We start from the raw sequence: 19,194 nt of genomic DNA, 5'->3' as shown, positions 1-19,194 counted from the left end.
GCGTTCGCCTGCTTACTGCTGAGTGCGACGGCGGGCGATCACGGTGCCGGCCGCGACGACGAGCCCCAGGGCGAGCATCCCGGCGCCGATCGCCGGCAGCGGCGAGCCGTCGAGGTCGCTTCCGGTGTTCGCCAGGTCGCCGCCGCGCGGGCCGCTTCCGGCCGGGCCCCCGGTGGCGCTGGGCGCGGGGCTCGGAGCCGTGGTCGGCGCTGCGGTGGGCTCAGCCGTCGGGGCGACGGTGGGCTCGGTGGTCGGCTCGGGCGACGGCTCACCCGGCGTGGGCTCGGGAGAGGGCTCCACCGCGGCGTCCCACGCGAGGGCGAACGCGGCGTGGCCGATCGCGGGCGCGAAGATGTCGATCGCGTCGCGATTGACGTTCGCCAGCGTGTCGTCGATCGTGTGGTAGTTGCGATCCATGAACACCCCGGCCGTTCCGCCGAACAGGCGCACCTGCTCCTCGGTCTTGATGTCGTCGGCACCCGAGAACAGACCGCCCGCGGGGATGCCGTTGTCGATGAAGGCCTGGTAATCGCTGCGGCCCGAGTACTCGGTGTCGATCCACGGCTGATCGATCGCGTCGAAGTAATCGGTGTAGATCTGCTCGATCTCCGCCGAGCCCGCGGGGATCTCGACGGGCGCCTCGTACGTCGATTCGTTCGCGTCGTAGACGCCGACGGTGAAGTTCTCCGACCCGATCATGTCGTAGTTGAGGTAGGACGAGATGCGCTCGAGCTCGGCGGGGTCGTTGGCGATCAGATCGTCGACGTACGCGGTCGAGCCGACCAGGCCGACCTCCTCGGCGCTCCAGAGCGCGAGGCGGATCCGCTTGTCGTTGAGCGTCTCGGATGCCGCGATCCTCTCGGCCAGGGCGAGGATGGCCGCCGAACCCGAGGCGTTGTCGTTGACCCCGGGGCCCTCGGCCACACCGTCGAGGTGCGCGCCGATCACGACGGTGTCGTCGGGGTCGCCCGCGATGCTGTCGGCGATGACGTTGAAGGACTCCGTCACGAGGAACTGCTTCTCGATGACCGCCGTCCCCTCGACGGGAACGTCGGCAGGGGCCGCGGCGACGAGCGCCGCGATGGCGTCACCGCTGGCCTGGGGCAGCGTGGCGGCGGGGGAGTCGTCTTCGTTGCGCGGTCCCGAGGCGACGTTGGTCAGCTGGTCGTCCGGGGAAACGCCCTCCTCGGCGGGACGCTCGTTGTTGTAGACGAACACCGCTCCCGCCCCGGCCGCGGTGGCGTTGTCGATCTTCGCCTCGAAGGTGCAGATGCCGCGCTGGATCAGCACGATCGCGCCCGCCGGGACGGCGGCGAAGTCACCGGGCTCGCAGCCGAGGTGCGCGCCGTCGGCGTCGGAGGGTAGGGACAGCTGCGCGGTGTAGTCGCCCTCAATGCCCTCGCTGAGGTCGAAGTGCGACCCGGTGTAGGCGGTGCCGTCCACCGTGAGCGAGGCCTCGCCGAACTCCGGGGTGGGGACCTCGAACGTCTGACGCGAGACGGTGAAGGCGCCCGTTCCCTCGAGGACCTGCTCGGCGTAGCGGGCGGCGGCCTCGTACCCGGGTCCGTTCCAGACGCGGTAGCCGTCGGCAGCGAACGACTCGCTGATGTCCGACAGCTCGGTCAGGTGCGTCATGACGTCGGCGCCCGTGACCCCGAGGTCATCGGGCGGGGTGGTCGGGGCGGCGAACGCGGCCGGGGCGATCAGCAGGCCGCCGCCCACCAGGGCGCTGGTCGCCAGCAACGCCGACGCCCGTCGAGCGCGAGAGGGAGGGGAATGCAGGGTGTTTCGGAGCACGATGAATGCGCCTCTCCGCGGGCATCGATGCCCGCATCATCCAGGGGGAATGACGCGACGCCCAGAGAAGGCGATCGCGAGACGATTCTCATAGGGGATTCGTAAAAAACGCAATGGTGGCCGCATTCTTCACAGGGTTGAAACCTGGGGGTCACACGGCCGAGGACCCCGAGCGACCGGCGGCGCGATCAGCCGCGCCGCGGATTCCGCCCGACGATCGCCGCTGCCACGAGCATCGTCGCAGCGGCGGCGCACCCGGCAAATCCGTTCATCTGCGGCATCCACCGCCGCCCCGGGTTGCGGGCCCCGCCGTCAGCGCACGCGGGGCACGTATCGCGGCACCCAGCGGATGAACCCCGCTGCGCCGAGGACCGCGATGACGCCCATGGCCCCCACGCCGACCGACAGCGTCGCCACCGCGGTGAGCGCCGACACGATCAGCGGGGCGACGGCGCCGCCGGCATCCGTGAGCGTCCGCCACGAGCCGAGGAACGCCGCGGGCTCGTTCGGCGGTGCGATGTCGGCCCCGAGGGTGAGCAGGATGCCGCTGGACAGACCGTTGCCGACCCCGAGCACCGCGGCGAACATGGCGTACCACATGGCCGCCGAGTCCAGGTCGTGCGTGAACGACAGGGCGAAGAACCCCGCTCCCATCAGGATCATCGCGGGCAGTGCCGCCCACAGGCGTCCGAAGCGGTCCATGACCTGGCCGCTGGCGTAGAACAGGGCGAAGTCGATCGCGCCCGACACCCCGACGACCACCGCGATCGTCCCGGCATCCAGTCCGAGCGACACGCCCCACAGGGGAAGCACGACCTGCCGCGCCGACCGCACCGCCGACAGCGAGGCGGCGGCGAGCCCCAGCCGCGCGAGCACGCCGCGGAACCGCCACATCGTGCGGAACACCCCGGCGCGCTCGACCGTCGGGATCGCTCCCGTCACGGGTTCTCCGGTGTCCTCCGCGTCGCGCGAGTCGCCGTCGACGCGGCGCGCCCCCGCGCCCACCGGCACCGCCTTCTCGGGATCGGGGCCGAAGAACACGAGGAGGACGGTGGCGACCTGGCACACCGCGAAGAAGACCACGGATGCCGTCTCGTCGCCGAAGATCCCCAGCAGTGCCGCCGAGATGAAGGGGCCGACGAACATCCCGAGGCGGAACGTCCCGCCGAGCAGCGACAGGGCTCGCGCCCGGAAGTGCAGCGGCACGCGGGTCGTCATGAACGAGTGGCGCGCGAGCGCGAACGACGCGGCGCAGAACCCGATGAGGAAGACGGCCGCGGCGAAGAACGCCAGCGACTGCGCGAACACGATCCCGGTCAGGCCCGCGAGCACGATCATCCCGGCCACGCCCATCGTGAGGCGCTCGCCGAAGCGGGCGACGGCCCATCCCGCCGGGATGTTGCCGCACAGCTGGCCCACGACGAGGGCGGCGGCGACGAGGGCGGCCACGGCGACGTCGGCGCCGAGGCGATTGGCGATCACGGGGATGAGGGGGATCACCGCGCCCTCGCCGAGCGCGAACAGAAGGGTGGGGCCGTAGATCATCGGTGCGAAGCGCACCAGCACGTTCCGGGGAGAGTCGGCTGTCACTGTCTCCACGATAGGCTTGATGTCTCATGCTCGAACTCGATTTGACCGCCGACATCCAGGCGCTGCGCTCGACCTTCGCCGATATCCAGGCCGTGGTCGACGTCGACGCACTCAAAGCCGACATCGATCGCCTCAGCGAAGAGGCCGGTGCCCCCGACCTGTGGGACGACGTCGAGAACGCCCAGAAGGTCACCAGCCGTCTGAGCCACCGTCAGGCCGAACTCAAGCGGGTCTCGGAGATCGAGCAGCGTCTCGACGACCTGGAGGTGCTCGTCGAGCTCGCGATCGAAATGGACGACGAAGACAGCGCCGACGAGGCCCGTCGCGAGCTCGCGGCACTGAAAGACCTGATCGGCCAGCTCGAGGTGCAGACGCTCCTCGACGGGGAGTACGACCCGCGCTCCGCGGTCGTCACGATCCGTTCGGGAGCGGGCGGCGACGACGCGACCGACTTCGCCGAGATGCTCCTGCGCATGTACCTGCGCTGGGCCGAGCGCCACAAGTACCCCGTCAAGGTCATGGACACCTCCTACGCCGAGGGTGCCGGCATCAAGTCGGCCACGTTCGAGGTCGACGTCCCCTACGCCTACGGCACGCTGTCGGTCGAGGCCGGCACCCACCGCCTCGCGCGCATCAGCCCGTTCGGTGGCGCCGACAAGCGTCAGACGAGTTTCGCCGCGGTCGAGGTCATCCCCGTGATGGAAGAGGCCGTCGAGGTCGAGGTCCCCGAGGGCGACATCCGCGTCGACGTCTTCCGTTCCTCCGGCCCCGGCGGGCAGTCGGTCAACACCACCGACTCCGCCGTGCGCATCACGCACCTCCCGACCGGCCTCGTCGTGTCGATGCAGAACGAGAAGTCGCAGATCCAGAACCGCGCCGCCGCCATGCGCGTGCTGCAGACGCGCCTGCTCCTGCTCAAGCGCGAAGAGGAGGCCGCCAAGAAGAAGGAGCTCGCCGGCACGATCACCGCGAGCTGGGGCGACCAGATGCGCTCCTACTTCCTCTACGGCCAGCAGCTCGTGAAAGACCTGCGCACCGGCTACGAGGTCGGCAACCCCGCCGTGGTCTTCGACGGCGATCTCGACGGTCTGATCGCCGCCGGCATCCGCTGGCGCAAGCGCAAAGACGACGACTGATCATCCCCTTTCGACGAGAGTCCTATGGATGCCGGTACCCCCGGCATCCATAGGACTCTCTCGGTTTGGCGACACGGCGCGTCCTGACGGGCTGTTTCGCGCCCGCGCTTAGGCTCGTCGAGCCATGATCCGGTTCGAGAACGTCACCAAGAGGTATCGCGGCACCGCGAAGCCCGCCCTCAACGCCGTCGACTTCGAGGTGCAGCGCGGGGAGTTCGTCTTCCTCGTCGGAGCCTCGGGTTCGGGCAAGTCATCGTGCCTGCAGCTCATCCTGAGGGCGGAGACCCCCACCGAGGGGCGCGTCGTCGTGCTCGGCCGCGACCTGCGCACCCTGTCGAATCGCAAGGTCCCCTACTTCCGCCGCCACATCGGGTCGGTGTTCCAGGACTTCCGCCTGCTGCCGAACAAGACCGTGCACCAGAACGTCGCTTTCACGCTGCAGGTCACGGGCGCCTCGCGCGGGTTCATCCAGCAAGCCGTGCCGGAGGTGCTCGCGCTCGTCGGCCTCGACGGCAAGGAGAAGCGCCTGCCGCACGAGCTGTCGGGTGGCGAGCAGCAGCGCGTCGCGATCGCGCGAGCGTTGGTCAACCGCCCGCAGGTGCTCCTCGCCGACGAGCCGACCGGAAACCTCGACCCCGGCACCTCGATCGACATCATGCGCCTTCTCGCGCGCATCAACGCCGGCGGGACGACCGTCGTGATGGCCACGCACGAGGCCGGTTTCGTCGACCAGATGCAGCGCCGCGTGATCGAACTGCGCGGCGGCGAGATGGTGCGCGACGAACGCCACGGCGGCTACGGCGACACCTCCAGCCTCCCGCGACTCGCGCCCGAGGTCGAGAAGGGCGCCGCCGCGGTGGCCGCCCTCACCGCGGTGCTCGAGGTCCAGCGCGAGGTGACGAGCGTGACCGGCCCCGTGGAGCCGCTGCCGTCGGCACCCGTCGTCCGCCCCGCGGTCGCATCCGACCCGGATGCCACGACCCCCGCCCCCGCGGTGACCACGCCCGCCGCCGAGCAGACGCGCGAGCCGGGCACCAACACGCGCTCCATCCCCGTCACGACCCCCGACGTCGAGGCCCTCGGCGTCGCCGACCGCCTCGGTCTGGGCGCGAAGACGGATCGCAACGACGAAGTGGGACCCACGTCATGAGGTTCGGGCTCATCCTCTCGGAGGCCTTCACGGGCCTGCGACGCAACGCCTCGATGGTGATCTCGGTCATCCTCGTGACCTTCGTGTCGCTCACCTTCGTCGGCGCGGCGATGCTCATGCAGATGCAGATCGGCAAGATGCAGTCGTACTGGGCCGATCGCGCCCAGGTGGCGGTGTCGATGTGCGCGACCGTGTCGGACGTCGACACCTGCACCACCGGTCAGGCCGCCACGCAGGAGCAGATCGACGCGGTGACGGCGAAGCTCGACGGCGACGCCCTCGCCCCGCTCATCCGCGACTACACCTACGCCACCAGCGAGCAGGTGTTCGAGAACGCCAAGGGCCTGCTGCCCGACGACATCATCGGTGTCGTCACCGCGGATCAGTTCAATGCAACCTTCAGCATCAATCTCGTCGACCAGAACCAGTCCGACGTCATCATCGAGGCCTTCAGCGGTCAGGCGGGCGTCGAAGAAGTCACGAACCAGATGCAGTACCTCGAGCCCCTGTTCCAGGCGCTCACGGTCGCGACCTACGTCGCGGTCGGCATCGCCGGGCTCATGCTGATCGCGGCGGTGCTGCTGATCGCGACGACGATCCGTCTCTCGGCCTTCGCACGACGCCGCGAGCTCGGGATCATGCGTCTCGTCGGCGCCTCGAACCGCTTCATCCAGACGCCGTTCATCGTCGAGGGCGTGCTGGCGGCGCTGATCGGCTCGGCGCTGGCGAGCGTGGCGGTGTGGGCGATCGTGGGCGTGGGTGTCAACCAGTACCTGCGCGACCGCATCGGCTTCATCACGTCGTGGGTGGGCATCGGCGACGTCGCGTTCGTCATCCCGGTCATCGTGGTGATCGGCGTGATCCTCGCCGCCCTCAGCGCGAGCTTCGCGATCCGTCGCTGGTTGCGCGCCTGACCGTTCGCGACGGCGGGCTCCGGCGTCCTGTAGGCTGAGGGGCTCTGTGTGCCCACGATCATGAGGAGGTGGCACCATGCCTCGTGAGCAGGGTGAGAAGCTCATCGCGTCGAACAAGAAGGCGCGTCACGACTACGCCATCGAGAAGACCTACGAGGCCGGTCTCGTCCTGACCGGCACCGAGGTGAAATCGCTGCGCCAGGGGCGGGCGAACCTCACCGACGGCTACGCGTACATCGACGGCGGTCAGGCGTTCCTCGACGCCGTGCACATCCCCGAGTACTCGCAGGGACACTGGACGAACCACTCCGCCAAGCGCACGCGCAAGCTGCTGCTGCACAAGGAGGAGATCGTCAAGCTCTCGCACGCGGTCGCCGCGGGCGGCTACACCCTCGTCCCGCTGCGCCTGTACTTCCTCGACGGGCGCGCGAAGGTCGAGATCGCGGTCGCGAAGGGCAAGCGCGAGTTCGAGAAGCGTCAGACCATCCGCGAGCGCGAGGACAAGCGCGAGGCCGAGCGCGCCATGCGCACGAAGAACCGCCTGGGCGAGTAAGACCCGTCACTCGGCGCGGAAGCGCCCCTCGACGACCGAGGTCACGACGATCTCCGGCGGCTGCAGGGTGAACGACGACCCTCCGGCCGACGCAGCCGCCATCATGCGGGCGCCCATCGGCGCGGGGGACTCGGGGCGGGTCGCGAGCAGCCCGGCATCCGCCACCTCGACGGCGGAGACGGATGCCAGCCCCAGGGCGTCGGCGTAGGCGGTCGCGCGCTCCACGGCCACGTGCACGGCCTCGGCGGCGACCTCGCGTTCGGTGCGTGCGCGCGTGTCGGGGGAGAGGCGCCAGTCGACGGCGGTGACCTGCACGTCGTCGGACTCGGTGACGTCGCCGAGCCACCACGACAGGGCGCCGGCGTCGATGAACGTGGCCGAGAGCTCGACGCTCGCGTGGTGGACGAGGGGGAGTTGCGCCCCCTCGGCGTTCCACGGCCGGTCCGACCAGACCGAGACACGGGCGCTCGACCATTCCGAGACCTCGCCCGAACGCAGGTGGGCGACGAGGCCGTCCTGCACCGACGAGGCACGCTCCTGCGCCTGCTCCACGACGGGGCCGCGAGACGGCCCGTCGACCGAGACCGTGACACGGACCGCCGCTTCTTCGGCGCGGACGCGGGCGTTGCTCTCGCCTCGGACGGTGATGACGACGTCGCTCATGCGGTGAGCCTACGCGACGGCGTCGACGGGGTGACGGGCGCGGGACGGTCCGATGCGCGAGTCGTCGACGCGGGGGACTCGCGGGCCCACGCGACGGGGAAACGGGCGCGGGACGGTCTGATACGGGAGTCGCCGACACCGGGAATTCACGAGCCCCCGATGCGTTGTAGACTGTGATGCTCGGGTGCTTCCCGCTCCCGGCATGGCAACTCAACAGCGTGACAACGGCCGCTCCTTCACGGAGTTCCCGGGGCTGATCGGTTTCGACAGCGCCTGCGAACCCGCGAGAAGCGGGCCGAGGATGTGGGGTTATCTCGTAAACGCTCCCTGCAAAACAATAAGTGCCAATGCTAAGCGCACTGACTTCGCCCTCGCTGCGTAAGCGAGCCCGATAGTCCGTCAGACCGTGTGTGACCCCGCCACGGATCCTGGCGTCATTTAGGGGTCTTGCTGCGTGACGGCGCCTGGACGTCACGCGGGACTTTTCCCAGGCTGGGCTCGTCGACTTAGGTGTCTGTGACAAAGGTCGGAGCCGAGCAGAACGTCTGCACAGACTGCGCCCGGAGAAAACGCGGAGACCCAGCGTTGGACGGGGGTTCGATTCCCCCCAGCTCCACGAGCCGTTGTCACGATGAGTCGTCGGAAAGCCCTCGCTCCCACCCGTTTCGGTGGGGCGTGGGCTTTCGCTTTCAGCTCCCACTCAGCGCGGCGCGGGCGGCGTCGGGGCGCGACGTACCCGGCCGTGCGCTCGGCCCGCCTGCCGGCGCCGCTCAGCTCGCGCTGCGCGTGTGGATGTCGCTCTCGCCCGAGGCGCCGTTCAGCTCGAGGTAGATGCGTCCCTCGGTGCGCGTCAGGGTGGCCGTGTTCCGTCGCTCGATCGCCTCCGCGAGACGCTCGACGAACCCGGGGTCGAAACTGTGCAGCAGCACCTCGTCACCGCGGTGGATGCGCTTGCCCGCCCACGCGGCGGCGACCTTCTCGGGGTCGCGGTGGGTGTAGACCGCGACGCGTTCGGCCTTCATGCTCCCGGTGTGCAGGCGGGCGGCATCCGGGGCTCCCACCTCCACCCAGGCGACGAGTGCGCCGGTGAGGTCGCGCACCATGACGGCGGGTTCGTCGGTCGCGGCGACTCCCTCGCTGAAGGCGATGCCCTCTTCGAACTCGAGGCAGTAGGCGAGCACGCGGGTGAGCATGTAGGGCGCGGTCTCGGACGGATGCCGCGCGACGCGCAGCTGCAGCTCGTCGTAGACGCCGCGGTCGACATCGGAGAGCTGCACGGTGAACGTGTGAATGGTCGCGCCGATAGCCACGAGGATCGAGCCTACGTGAGGAGGGGGGATCCTCGTGCCTCCGGACTCCGACCGCGGAGGGACGTTGCCCGGATGGCTCCGTGCCGCCTAGCGTCGAGGGATGCCAGATCCCCGCGCCCTCCGCATCGACGTCGGTCCGTTCCATTTCGCCCCGACGCCCGACGCGTCCACGTGGACCGCCGAGCAGGAGCGCGGCGGACGCGGCGCGGCATCCGGGATCGACGCCGACGGGACGGACGCGGGACGGATCACGGCCGGGTGGACCGACTGGGTCGCGTTCGCGCAGCGGGTGCTGCAGGCCGATGCCCTGTGGCGCGATGTCGAGGCGCGGGGCGACGCGTGGGACGAGGGGTTCTCGGCGGCTCGCGACGTGGAGGCGCGCAACCCGTACCGGTGACGGGCGACGCCGAGCCGGCGACCGTCGGCGCCGTCGACTACCGGGGGCTCTGGACGAGGATCAGGCTCTGTCGGGTGTCGGCGAGCTTCACGAAGCCGTCGCCGAAGAAGTAGGTCAGGCCGTAGCCGTCGGCACCGCGTCCGTTCAGCCAGTCGGGGTTCTCGGTCACGTAGACGCCGTCGGCATCTTTCTCGACCTTCCATCCCGCGGCGACGAGGTCTTTCTGCGCCGTCTTCGCGGTGTCGTCGTCGATGGGTGCCCAGCCGAAGATCTGCACACGGTCGGAGGCGATCTTCGTGTCGCCCCATTTGCACTGGATGCCGTCGTCGAGAGCCGTGGCGCCGATGCGGAACTGGTCCTCCTGCGACGTCCAGCCGAGGCTCTTGAAGTCGTCGGCGGTGGCCTGGGGGATGATGTTCTCGCACGTGGGGTCTGCGGGCGGGGTCGCCGAACCGGACGGCGATGCGGCCGGCGCGGGCGTCTCGACACCCGCGGCGGGCGCCGCCGACGAGGGGGCGTCCGCGGCCGGTGCGGGCTCGGGAGCGGGGGCGGAGCACCCGGCGAGGACGAGGGCCGCGAAGGCGCCGCCCGCCGCGAACGCGGAGACGCGGGCGCGGGCCGAGCGCGTTCGGACGAGCGTGGTCGCGCGCATCATCGAGAATCCTCCCCCTCGTGCAGGAGGTCGAGGAAGGCGTCGTGCAGCACGCCGTTCGTCGCGAGCGACGACTCCGCGTCGAGCCGGTCGGTTCCGTCGAACGCCGTGAACCGACCGCCGGCCTCGCGCACGATGGGCGCGATCGCGGCGATGTCGTACTCCTTGACGCCGAACTCGGCGACGAGCTCGAGCCGCCCCTCGGCGAGCCACATGTACGGCAAGGCGTCGCCGTAGGCGCGGTCGCGCCACACGGCACGGGCGAGGCGCTCGAGCGTCGGCACGAGGTCGACGTCATCCCACTGCTCGATGCTCTGAAAGCTGATGCTCGAGGCCGCGATGTCGTCGATACCGGAGACGTGGATGCGGCGGGTCTCTTCGGTGGCGGTGGTCGTCCACGCGCCCTGGCCGGTAGCCGCCCACCAGCGGCGCCCGATCGCGGGCTGGCTGACGACGCCGACGGTCGGGACGCCGTCGACCGTGAGGGCGATCAGCGTGGCCCACACGGGGATGCCGCGCATGTAGTTGTGGGTGCCGTCGATCGGATCGATCACCCAGCGCCGCGAGGTGTCGCCGGAGCTGCCGTACTCCTCGCCCAGGATCGCGTCGGCGGGGCGTTCGGCATCCAGGATCTCCCGGATGGCGCGCTCGGTGGCGAGGTCGGCCTCGGTGACGTGCGTGCGGTCGGGCTTGGTGTCGATGCGCAGGTCGGCGGCGTCGAAACGCTGCATCGCGACCACGTCGGCGGCGTCGGCCAGTCGGAGGGCGAGTGCGAGATCGTCGGTCAGGTCCGCGAGGGTCGCGGCGGGCTCTTCGATGCGGGACACGGCTCCAGGATAACCGGCGCTCCTGGCTCGATTTGGCGTGGTCGCGTCACCCCTGGTAATGTCATTCCTCGGCGCGGAGAGCGAATCCCCCGCCGAACGGAACGCACCTCTAGCTCAATCGGCAGAGCAACTGACTCTTAATCAGTGGGTTCTGGGTTCGAGTCCCAGGGGGTGCACCACCACCGGAATCCCCTTCGCAGCCTCGCGGTTGCGGAGGGGATTTCGGCGTCTGCGGGGGAGGTCAGGTCAGGTTCGGTCGCAATCCCGTTGCGCGATGGAGTGCTCTCGGCATGATGGGATCCTGGCCGCTGCGCAGCGGCGCGAAGGCGGGAGGACACATGGCCGACGACGAGATGTGGGACGTGACCGACATTCAGGGCACGCCCACGGGCAGCCTCCACCGACGCGGTGACGGCCCGGTGCCGGCCGGGTCATTCCATATCGTGGCATCCGTCTGCCTCGTGTCATCGTCCGGCCGCGTGCTGATGAGCCGCCGCGCCGAGGGAAAGGACTACCCCCTCGCGTGGGAGTTCCCGGCCGGGAGCGCGCTGCGCGGCGAGACGAGCCGCACCGGTGCGGTGCGCGAGCTCGCCGAGGAGACCGGGATGAGGGTCGCCGGCGACGACCTCGTGTTGGTCGAGCGGGTGATCGAGGAGCGAGCGCTCTTCGACCTGTGGGTCGCGCGCGTCGACGGCGAGCCCGTGCCCGTGCCGGATCCGGAAGAAGTGCTCGAGTCGGAGTGGGTCGGCCTCGACGTGGTGCGCCGTCGGTGGGAGGAGGGCCTGTTCGCGACGCCGTGGAACGTGCGGTTCGACCAGCTGTGGGACACGCTCCAGGAGCGCGTGGCGGATATGGGGGCGGAGATCGCTCGCTGATCCGAATGCAGCGGCTACGCCGGGGGGAGAGCTGCGATCAATCGCGAGCCGGATATCGACACGGCGACGACGGCCGCGGTCCCGGCCAGCGGCAGTACCGCGAGCGGGACGGCGGCGCTGGGGCCGAAGGCGACCAGCATCACCAGGAACGTCACCCACGCCACCACCCCGATCGCCACCCACGCCCACATCATCCGCGTAGTGCGTTGTCTGAGGGCGGTCGCCGTCATCGGACGACCGTGATGGATGACGTCGTCCGTCCACCGGGTGCCGTCCCACGATCGCTGGGTGCGGGGCGCGACGACGTACCATCCCGGTTCGACGGGGGACGGGGTACTCATGCGGCGAACGCCGGCTTCGGCCACGCGGGCCGCGCGCTCGAGGTGAGGACCTCAGAAGTCGACTTCACGTTGGGCCCCCATATGTCGACCCCTATGCAAACTGCTCGCCGGTCGCGAGGTCGTCACCGGCCCGTCCGCGGTCGGCAGCTGCGGGCATCGCATGCACTGCCGGTGCCGCGGGTCGCGGTGTCGGGCCCCCGTGCCACGATGTCGCCATGCCGAACGAGAGCGCCTCGCCAGCCACGTACGTCACCCATGACCTCGCGGTCGCGGAGGGAGACCTGCGCGTCGGTGAGTGGCATCCGGATGCCGAGGGCACCCCGTGGCTGCTCGTGCACGGGGTCACCGCATCACACGTGGCGTGGGCGTGGGTCGCGGCACAGAGTTCGGCGCGGCTGATCGCCCCCGATCTGCGCGGGCGCGGGCGCAGCACGGCATCGGCGCGGCGAATCGGCCTGGCGCAGCACGCCGATGACCTGGCAGAGGTGCTCGACGGCCTCGAGGTCGAGCGGGCGATCGTGGTCGGGCACTCGATGGGCGCGTTCATCTCGTTGGTGTTCGGCGAACGGCACCCCGACCGGGTCGAGCGGATCGTCCTCGTCGACGGCGGGCTGCCCCTGACCCTGCCGCGTGGAATGGAACCGCGCGAGGCGGTGCGCCACGTGCTCGGACCGACCGCGGCGCGGCTCGACATGCGCTTCCCGAGCGAGGGCGCGTACCGTGATTTCTGGCGGGCGCACCCCGCGTTCACAGGACGCGAAGACCCGCTGCTCGACGCCTAGTTCGCCTACGACCTGGTCGGTGAATCACCCGCGCTGCGGCCGGCGACGACGTTCGCCACGGTCGAAGCCGACTCCATCGACCAGAACGCCGGCGAGGCCATCGCGGGAGCGCTCGAACGCCTGCGCCGCCCGACGCGGCTGAGCGGGGATTGCTCGGCGAGGTTCCGCCGCTGTACCCCGACCTCGACGGCATCCGCAGCCGATTCCCCCGGCTTGCGGCGACGCGCCGGGTGCCGGCCGTCGATCACTATTCGATCGTCATGTCGACACCCGGCGCGCGGGCTGTGGTGCAGGAGGTCCTTGCGGGGGAGTGATGGGGTTACGCAGCGTCTCCGACCAGCACGGCGGCGCCTTCATCGGCGGCGTCGGGGTGCGAGCCGTCGACGTGTGCCAGCAGGCGACGGCCGAACAGGATGCACGCAGCGGCGATGAACACGGAGGCTGCGGCCATGAAGTACGGCACATCGGCGCCGTAGGCGTGCCAGAGCCACGCCGCGAGCGGAGGAGCGACAGCGCCGCCGAGGAAGCGGACGGCGGAGTACGCCGACGAGGCGACCGAACGCGGCAGGTCGGTGGCCTCCATCACGGCCTCGGTCAGCGCGGTGTTGACCACACCCAGCACGAGGCCACCCACGATGATGCACACGACGAGGGCGGTCGACGACGCCACGGTGAAGGCCGCGACCACCAGGTCGATCGCCAGCAGGGGCAGCGCGATCAGCAGCACGCTTGTCAGGCGCAGCCTGCGCAGCAGCAGCGGAGCGACCCAGACGCTCGTGATCGCGAGGCCCACTCCCCAGCCGAAGAAGGTGAGGCCGATGCCCGTGGCACCGAATCCGAGGGGGAACGGCGAGAACGCCAGCAGGGTGAAGAAGCCGATGTTGTAGAACAGGGCGGTCGCCGCGAGGATCGCGAGCGCCGGGCGACCCAGCGCGCGGAACGGGGCGCTGAAGGGAAGGGGCGTACGCGCGGGCTTCGGTCCGCGAAGAAGGACCGCCACCGCGATGAACGCGATCGCCATCAGGGCGACGACGCCGAAGAACGGTCCGCGCCAGCTGACCTCGCCGAGGACGCCGCCCAGCAGCGGACCGACGGCGATGCCGAGGCCGAGTGCCGCCTCGTACAGGATGATCGCCGACGACGTGCCGCCCGATGCGGCCCCGACGATCGTCGCGAGAGCGGTGGAGATAAAGAGCGCGTTGCCCAGGCCCCACCCGGCGCGGAAGCCGATGACGGCGTCGACGCTGCCGCTCAGAGCGCAGAACAATGCGAACACCACGATCAGCCCGAGACCCACCAGCAGGGTGGCCTTGGCGCCGATGCGGCTGGAGATCCAGCTGGTGACGAGCATCGCGAGACCGGTCACCACGAGGTAGCTCGTGAAGAGCAGCTCGGTCTGCACCGGGCTCGCCTTCAACGACTCGGCGATCGCGGGAAGGATCGGATCGACGAGCCCGATACCCATGAACGCCACGACCGACGCGAAGGCGACTGCCCAGACTTGTGCGGGCTGTTTCCAGACGCTCGGGGCCTTATCGACCGGGTCAGCTGCGGTACCGGCGCTCACCGGACCACCTCCCTTTCTTCTTCGAAGCGACGTGCGGCGCCGCGCGAGGCGCGTACCTGGTCGCTCGGTTTCTCGGTGTGTTCGTTCGACCCGACGGGCGCCATCCCGACCTGGCGCGAGAGAGCCGAGGCCGCCGTGCTGACGGCCTCCCACTCCGCGGGGGACAAGTCGGCCACGTGCGGCGCGAGGGCAGCGCGGAAGAGCTCGTACCAGCGCTCGAGGGCGTCGAGGCCGTCCTCGGTGGCTGCCACCACGCTCACGCGGGAGTCATCGGGGTGACTGCGACGCGACACGAGTCCAGCGGCAGCCATCTGTCGGATCAGCCGCGTCATACCGGGCTGCGTGACGCGGCTGAGCGTCGCAAGGTCGCCGAGGCGCTGCGGGCCGTGGTCGCGCAGCAGCGTCAGGGTGCGCCACTGCGCCGCGGGAGCGTCGGAATTCGTGTCGAGGGCGGCCACACGCGTGAGCGCATGCACGGCGAGCAGTAGGCGCTGGAGGTCGTCGTCACGGGTCATACGCAAAAGTATACCCCAGTTATATACCGTAGGTATTTATAGCGGACTCCGCGCACGGCCGACGCCACACGTCGTGACACAAGCGCCGAGCGGTGGCTGCGCGCGCCCCTGTCATCGTGCGGCGATCCGCGTCGACAACTGGTGCGCGTGCGCCAACAGGATCCGCCCGAGTTCGGCGAGTCGCTCGCCGCCGAACCGAAACTCGACTCCTGTCAGGCTCAGCGCCCATTGCGGGTCGCCGGCCCGCGTGAAGACCGCGGCGCCCACACCCCAGCTGCCCTCGACGATCAAGCCGGGGTTGACCGCGTAGCCCCGCGCCTGTGTGTCGGCGATGCGCGCGCGGAGCCGCGCGGGGGAGTGCGAGGCTCCCCAGCGTTCGACGAGCTCCGGATGCCGTTCGAGGTAGGCGTCCACATCCTGGGGCGGCAGGAACGCGAGGATCGCGAGCCCCGCCGACGCGACGCCCAGGGGGAAGCGCACCCCCTCCGACAGCACGAAGGAGCGGATGGGGAAGCTCCCGTCCTCGCGGACGAGGCAGACGGTCTCGTCGCCGCGCCGAACCGAGAGGAACGCGCTCTCCTCGGTGCGGACCGCCAGCGAGCGCACGATGTCGCGCGCGGTCGCCGTGATGTCGAAGCGGGATGCCGCGACGCTGCCCATCAGGTAGAGCTCGGGTCCCGGGAGCCAGTGCCCAGTCGCGTCGTCGCGGTCGACGAGACCTTCGGCTCGCAGGGCACTCAGCAGTCGGTGAGTCGTCGGACGGGTCAGATCGGCGTCGCGCGCGAGGTCGCCCGCCGCGGCACCGACATCGCCGGCGGCTGTGACCAGACGCAGGAGGTGCGCTGCGCGGGCGATGGCCTGGGCTCCGGGGACGGTGGCCGGGGTCTCCCGCGCCGCGGCACGATGTGGTCGCGGTCCACTCGGAGTGACTTCCTGGAGTGGCTTGAGCGATCCGATGTCCACGATGTGGACGCTACGCCCGGCGGCATCCACATGGCAAGAACGGGCTCGCCGCGGTGCCGGCCCCCGCCGCAGGGTGGAGGGACGCCGCTACGAAGGAGTTCGCGTGATCGACAAGACCGTCGCCTCGGCTGCCGAGGCCGTCGCCGACATCCCCGACGGAGCATCTCTCGCTGTCGGCGGCTTCGGCCTCTCGGGCAATCCCATCGCCCTGATCGAGGCTCTGCTCGCCCAGGGAACCCGCGACCTGTCGGTCGTGTCGAACAACTGCGGCGTCGACGACTGGGGGCTCGGCATCTTGCTGGGCGCCGGTCGCATCCGCAAGATGACCTCGTCGTACGTCGGCGAGAACAAGGAGTTCGAGCGGCAGTTCCTCTCGGGCGAGCTCGAACTCGAGCTCACTCCGCAGGGCACGCTCGCCGAGAAGCTGCGGGCCGGCGGCTCGGGCATCGCGGCCTTCTACACGCAGACCGGAGTGGGTACCCAGGTCGCCGAGGGCGGCCTGCCCCGCCGCTACGACGCGGCCGGCGGTATCGCTGTGGCCTCCCCGGTCAAGGACGTGCGCACCTTCGACGTGGACGGCGAGCAGCGCGAGTTCGTGCTCGAAGAGGCGATCACCACCGATTTCTCACTCGTGCACGCCTACCAGGGCGACCGCCACGGCAACCTCGTCTTCCGCAAGGCCGCGCGGGCCTTCAACCCCCTCGCCGCCATGGCCGGCCGTACCTGCATCGTGCAGGTCGAGCACCTCGTCGAACCCGGCGAGCTCGATCCGGATGCCGTGCATCTGCCCGGCGTCTACGTGCATCGGATCGTCGAGGTCGGGCAAGACATCCCCAAGCGCATCGAGAAGCGCACCGTCCGAGAGGAGACCCGCTGATGCCCCTGTCCCGCATTGAGATGGCGGCCCGCGCCGCTCGGGAGCTCGCCGACGGCGCCTACGTCAACCTCGGCATCGGGCTTCCCACGCTCGTCCCCAACCACGTGCCCGACGGCGTCACCGTCGTGCTGCAGTCCGAGAACGGCATCCTGGGCGTGGGTCCCTACCCGACCGAGGACGCCGTGGACGCCGACCTCATCAACGCCGGCAAGGAGACGGTGACCACGTTGCCGGGAGCCGCGTTCTTCGACTCCGCCCTGAGCTTCGGCATGATCCGCGGGGGCAAGATCGATGCCGCGATCCTCGGGGCGATGCAGGTCTCGGCATCCGGAGACCTGGCGAACTGGATGATCCCCGGAAAGATGGTCAAGGGTCCCGGCGGCGCGATGGACCTCGTGCACGGCGCCGCCCGCGTGATCGTGCTGATGGAGCACGTCGCGAAGGACGGCTCGCCCAAGATCGTCGACTCCTGCTCGCTTCCGCTGACCGGTCGCGGCGTGGTCGACCGGATCATCACCGACCTCGCCGTCATCGACGTGACGGAGGATGGACTCGTGCTCGTCGAGCTCGCCCCCGGGGTGAGCGTCGACGAGGTGCGGGATGCCACCCAGCCCCCGCTCACCGTGGAACTCACCGAGAAGCGCACAGAGAAGCTCACAGAGGAGCAGAACGCATGACCACCGAAAACGACGTCGTCATCGTCGCCGCCGCGCGCACCCCGCAGGGTCGTCTGAAGGGGCAGCTTGCGCCGCTCACGGCTGTGCAGCTCGGCGCCGCGGCGATCCGCGGGGCACTCGAGCGCGGCGGCATCCCCGCCGACGCCGTCGACACGGTGCTCGTCGGGCAGGTGCTGCAGGCCGGGGCGGGGCAGAACGCGGCGCGTCAGGCCGCGATCGCAGCGGGCATCGGCTGGGATGTGCACAGCGCCACGATCAACAAGGTGTGCCTCTCGGGGCTCACCGCGGTCATCGACGCCGCGCGCATGCTCCGCCTCGGAGACGCGAGCGTCGTGGTCGCCGCCGGCATGGAATCGATGACGCGCGCCCCGCACCTGCTGATGAACTCCCGCGACGGCTACTCCTACGGCTCGGTTGAAGTCCTCGACCACATGGCTCACGACGGGCTGACCGACGCGTACGACAGCGAGAGCATGGGCGCGTCCACCGAGCGCGCGAACGCCCGCTACGAGGTCACGCGCGAAGCGCAGGACGCCGTCTCGGCGCGGTCGCACCAGCGGGCAGCCGCAGCCCAGGCCGACGGGGTGTTCGAGGCCGAGATCGTGCCCGTCTCGATCCCGCAGCGCAAGGGAGACCCGGTCGTCGTCACGGCTGACGAGGGGATCCGCCCCGACACCACGGTCGAGACGCTCGCGAAGCTGCGCCCGGCGTTCGCCGAGGGGGGATCGATCACCGCCGGCAACGCCTCGCAGATCTCCGACGGCGCCTCGGCGGTCGTCGTCACCACGCGCGCTGTCGCCGCGGAACACGGCTGGGACGTGCTCGCGGTCGTCGGCGCCGCGGGGCAGGTCGCCGGCCCCGACAACTCCCTCCACGCCCAGCCCGCGCGGGCGATCGAGAAGGCGCTGCACAAGCAGGGACTCTCGGCCTCCGATCTCGACCTCGTCGAGATCAACGAGGCGTTCGGCGCGGTCGTTGCGCGGTCGCAGGCCGAACTCGGGCTCTCCGACGACGTCGTCAACCCGCACGGCGGGGGCATCGCGATCGGTCACCCGATCGGCGCCTCGGGCAACCGCCTCGTCGTTCACGCCGTCCACGAGCTCGTCCGCCGCGGGGGCGGCACGGCGGCGGTCGCCCTCTGCGGCGGCGGAGGCCAGGGCGACGCACTGATCCTCACCCGCTGACCCGCAGACGCGAAGACGGATGCCACGACCCTCCGGCCGTGGCATCCGTCGGTGTCAGGGGGTCAGCGACCCAGGCGCTTCTTGAACAGCTTGTCCTGCTTCTTCGAGACGGGGGAGTCGCCCGCGATGACGCGGCCGCGGCGCGCACGGCGGGTGTCGACGACGGCGCCGATCGCCAGCGCCAGGGTGATGCCCCAGCTGAGCCACGCCAGCGCCGTGCGCCAGGTGAACGGCTCGTCGTTCTTGAGGCCGCGCAGGAGCGTGACGCCACCGGTGATGGCGCTGAGGAGACCGGTTCCGAAGATGTACTGCCGCATGCGCCCAACTTATCGAGGAGGGCGATCGGATGCCGCGCCTTGACAGCGCTCGACCCGGGGGCGCGCTGAGCACCGCTTATCGCATCGCGTCCACCCCCGTGCGCGGG

At 70.3% G+C, this 19,194-nt stretch carries 21 protein-coding genes, 1 tRNA gene and 1 other RNA gene; 12 read left to right on the top strand and 11 right to left on the bottom strand.

Annotated elements, in window-relative coordinates; genetic code table 11:
* Positions 1–12: 12 nt before the first annotated feature.
* The gene (locus tag ACFZA2_RS11895) at positions 13–1,797 is read right to left on the bottom strand and encodes a M20/M25/M40 family metallo-hydrolase (protein WP_391404849.1); all 1,785 of its coding nucleotides are present in this window, start codon (positions 1,795–1,797) and stop codon (positions 13–15) included.
* Positions 1,798–2,109: 312 nt separating this feature from the next.
* Positions 2,110–3,342 carry an MFS transporter gene (locus ACFZA2_RS11890; protein ID WP_391405304.1) on the bottom strand — a complete coding sequence of 411 codons (1,233 nt, stop codon included), beginning with the start codon at positions 3,340–3,342 and terminating at the stop codon, positions 2,110–2,112.
* A 71-nt stretch (positions 3,343–3,413) separates the two neighbouring features.
* Here ACFZA2_RS11890 and prfB point away from each other — a divergent pair, with 71 nt between their 5' ends.
* From prfB to smpB, 4 genes are all read left to right on the top strand, one after another.
* Entirely contained in the window at positions 3,414–4,523 is a 1,110-nt protein-coding gene (gene prfB, locus ACFZA2_RS11885) for a peptide chain release factor 2 (protein ID WP_391404846.1), read from the top strand.
* A 124-nt stretch (positions 4,524–4,647) separates the two neighbouring features.
* Positions 4,648–5,673 (top strand): cell division ATP-binding protein FtsE, encoded by a 1,026-nt coding sequence (gene ftsE / locus ACFZA2_RS11880; RefSeq protein WP_391404843.1) that lies wholly within the window; start codon positions 4,648–4,650, stop codon positions 5,671–5,673.
* Positions 5,670–6,587: a permease-like cell division protein FtsX gene (ftsX, locus tag ACFZA2_RS11875; RefSeq protein WP_315995445.1), complete on the top strand. Its 918-nt coding sequence runs from the start codon at positions 5,670–5,672 to the stop codon at positions 6,585–6,587. Before ftsE ends, ftsX begins: the two co-directional genes overlap by 4 nt.
* Before the next feature lie 76 nt (positions 6,588–6,663).
* Positions 6,664–7,140 carry an SsrA-binding protein SmpB gene (gene smpB, locus ACFZA2_RS11870; RefSeq protein WP_076676126.1) on the top strand — a complete coding sequence of 159 codons (477 nt, stop codon included), beginning with the start codon at positions 6,664–6,666 and terminating at the stop codon, positions 7,138–7,140.
* A 6-nt stretch (positions 7,141–7,146) separates the two neighbouring features.
* Here the strand turns inward: smpB and ACFZA2_RS11865 are convergent, their stop codons facing one another.
* Positions 7,147–7,803 (bottom strand): SIMPL domain-containing protein, encoded by a 657-nt coding sequence (locus ACFZA2_RS11865; protein WP_391404838.1) that lies wholly within the window; start codon positions 7,801–7,803, stop codon positions 7,147–7,149.
* 249 nt (positions 7,804–8,052) lie between these two features.
* Here ACFZA2_RS11865 and ssrA point away from each other — a divergent pair.
* Positions 8,053–8,422: a transfer-messenger RNA gene (gene ssrA / locus ACFZA2_RS11860) on the top strand.
* A 151-nt stretch (positions 8,423–8,573) separates the two neighbouring features.
* Here ssrA and ACFZA2_RS11855 read toward each other — a convergent pair.
* A complete protein-coding gene (locus ACFZA2_RS11855) occupies positions 8,574–9,113 on the bottom strand; it encodes a YaeQ family protein (protein WP_391404835.1) in 540 nt (179 codons plus the stop codon).
* A 100-nt stretch (positions 9,114–9,213) separates the two neighbouring features.
* Between ACFZA2_RS11855 and ACFZA2_RS11850 the strand changes: the two genes are divergently transcribed.
* Entirely contained in the window at positions 9,214–9,510 is a 297-nt protein-coding gene (locus tag ACFZA2_RS11850; protein WP_391404832.1) for a hypothetical protein, read from the top strand.
* 37 nt (positions 9,511–9,547) lie between these two features.
* Here ACFZA2_RS11850 and ACFZA2_RS11845 read toward each other — a convergent pair whose 3' ends face one another.
* Together ACFZA2_RS11845 and ACFZA2_RS11840 are read right to left on the bottom strand one after the other, a co-directional pair.
* Positions 9,548–10,165: a hypothetical protein gene (locus tag ACFZA2_RS11845; RefSeq protein WP_391404829.1), complete on the bottom strand. Its 618-nt coding sequence runs from the start codon at positions 10,163–10,165 to the stop codon at positions 9,548–9,550.
* Positions 10,162–10,989 carry an inositol monophosphatase family protein gene (locus ACFZA2_RS11840; RefSeq protein ID WP_391404826.1) on the bottom strand — a complete coding sequence of 276 codons (828 nt, stop codon included), beginning with the start codon at positions 10,987–10,989 and terminating at the stop codon, positions 10,162–10,164. The genes ACFZA2_RS11845 and ACFZA2_RS11840 overlap by 4 nt, the downstream gene beginning before the upstream one ends.
* A 103-nt stretch (positions 10,990–11,092) precedes the next feature.
* Here ACFZA2_RS11840 and ACFZA2_RS11835 point away from each other — a divergent pair.
* Positions 11,093–11,168: transfer RNA gene (locus tag ACFZA2_RS11835), tRNA-Lys, on the top strand.
* Positions 11,169–11,279: 111 nt separating this feature from the next.
* Positions 11,280–11,864, top strand: a complete 585-nt coding sequence (locus ACFZA2_RS11830; protein ID WP_391404822.1) for an NUDIX domain-containing protein — start codon at positions 11,280–11,282, stop codon at positions 11,862–11,864.
* A gap of 14 nt (positions 11,865–11,878) precedes the next feature.
* Here the strand turns inward: ACFZA2_RS11830 and ACFZA2_RS11825 are convergent, their stop codons facing one another.
* Complete coding sequence (locus tag ACFZA2_RS11825) at positions 11,879–12,205, bottom strand: hypothetical protein (RefSeq protein WP_391404819.1); 327 nt, start codon at positions 12,203–12,205, stop codon at positions 11,879–11,881.
* Positions 12,206–12,420: 215 nt separating this feature from the next.
* Between ACFZA2_RS11825 and ACFZA2_RS11820 the strand changes: the two genes are divergently transcribed.
* Entirely contained in the window at positions 12,421–12,987 is a 567-nt protein-coding gene (locus ACFZA2_RS11820) for an alpha/beta fold hydrolase (protein WP_391404816.1), read from the top strand.
* Between the two features lie 319 nt (positions 12,988–13,306).
* Here the strand turns inward: ACFZA2_RS11820 and ACFZA2_RS11815 are convergent, their stop codons facing one another.
* From ACFZA2_RS11815 to ACFZA2_RS11805, 3 genes are all read right to left on the bottom strand, one after another.
* On the bottom strand, positions 13,307–14,554 hold the full coding sequence (locus ACFZA2_RS11815; protein ID WP_391404812.1) for an MFS transporter: 1,248 nt from the start codon (positions 14,552–14,554) through the stop codon (positions 13,307–13,309).
* On the bottom strand, positions 14,551–15,069 hold the full coding sequence (locus tag ACFZA2_RS11810; RefSeq protein ID WP_391404809.1) for a MarR family winged helix-turn-helix transcriptional regulator: 519 nt from the start codon (positions 15,067–15,069) through the stop codon (positions 14,551–14,553). Before ACFZA2_RS11810 ends, ACFZA2_RS11815 begins: the two co-directional genes overlap by 4 nt.
* Before the next feature lie 111 nt (positions 15,070–15,180).
* Positions 15,181–15,924, bottom strand: coding sequence for an IclR family transcriptional regulator (locus tag ACFZA2_RS11805; protein ID WP_391405301.1), 744 nt, complete (start codon positions 15,922–15,924; stop codon positions 15,181–15,183).
* 211 nt (positions 15,925–16,135) lie between these two features.
* On the opposite strand from ACFZA2_RS11805, the gene ACFZA2_RS11800 reads away from it, so the two are divergent.
* Genes ACFZA2_RS11800 through ACFZA2_RS11790 form a run of 3 tightly spaced genes read left to right on the top strand, consistent with a single transcriptional unit; the run spans position 16,136 to position 18,770 of the window.
* Positions 16,136–16,909, top strand: coding sequence for a CoA transferase subunit A (locus ACFZA2_RS11800; RefSeq protein WP_391404806.1), 774 nt, complete (start codon positions 16,136–16,138; stop codon positions 16,907–16,909).
* A complete protein-coding gene (locus ACFZA2_RS11795) occupies positions 16,909–17,586 on the top strand; it encodes a CoA transferase subunit B (protein WP_391404803.1) in 678 nt (225 codons plus the stop codon). The genes ACFZA2_RS11800 and ACFZA2_RS11795 overlap by 1 nt, the downstream gene beginning before the upstream one ends.
* Positions 17,583–18,770, top strand: coding sequence for an acetyl-CoA C-acetyltransferase (locus tag ACFZA2_RS11790; RefSeq protein WP_391404800.1), 1,188 nt, complete (start codon positions 17,583–17,585; stop codon positions 18,768–18,770). Before ACFZA2_RS11795 ends, ACFZA2_RS11790 begins: the two co-directional genes overlap by 4 nt.
* A gap of 62 nt (positions 18,771–18,832) precedes the next feature.
* On the opposite strand, the gene ACFZA2_RS11785 is transcribed toward ACFZA2_RS11790, so the two are convergent.
* Entirely contained in the window at positions 18,833–19,087 is a 255-nt protein-coding gene (locus ACFZA2_RS11785) for a hypothetical protein (RefSeq protein ID WP_315995459.1), read from the bottom strand.
* Positions 19,088–19,194: the final 107 nt, after the last annotated feature.

The organism is Microbacterium sp. NPDC007973, assembly GCF_042958465.1.
Lineage (GTDB): Bacteria > Actinomycetota > Actinomycetes > Actinomycetales > Microbacteriaceae > Microbacterium > Microbacterium galbum.
This window is presented reverse-complemented; position numbering and strand designations above follow the sequence as displayed.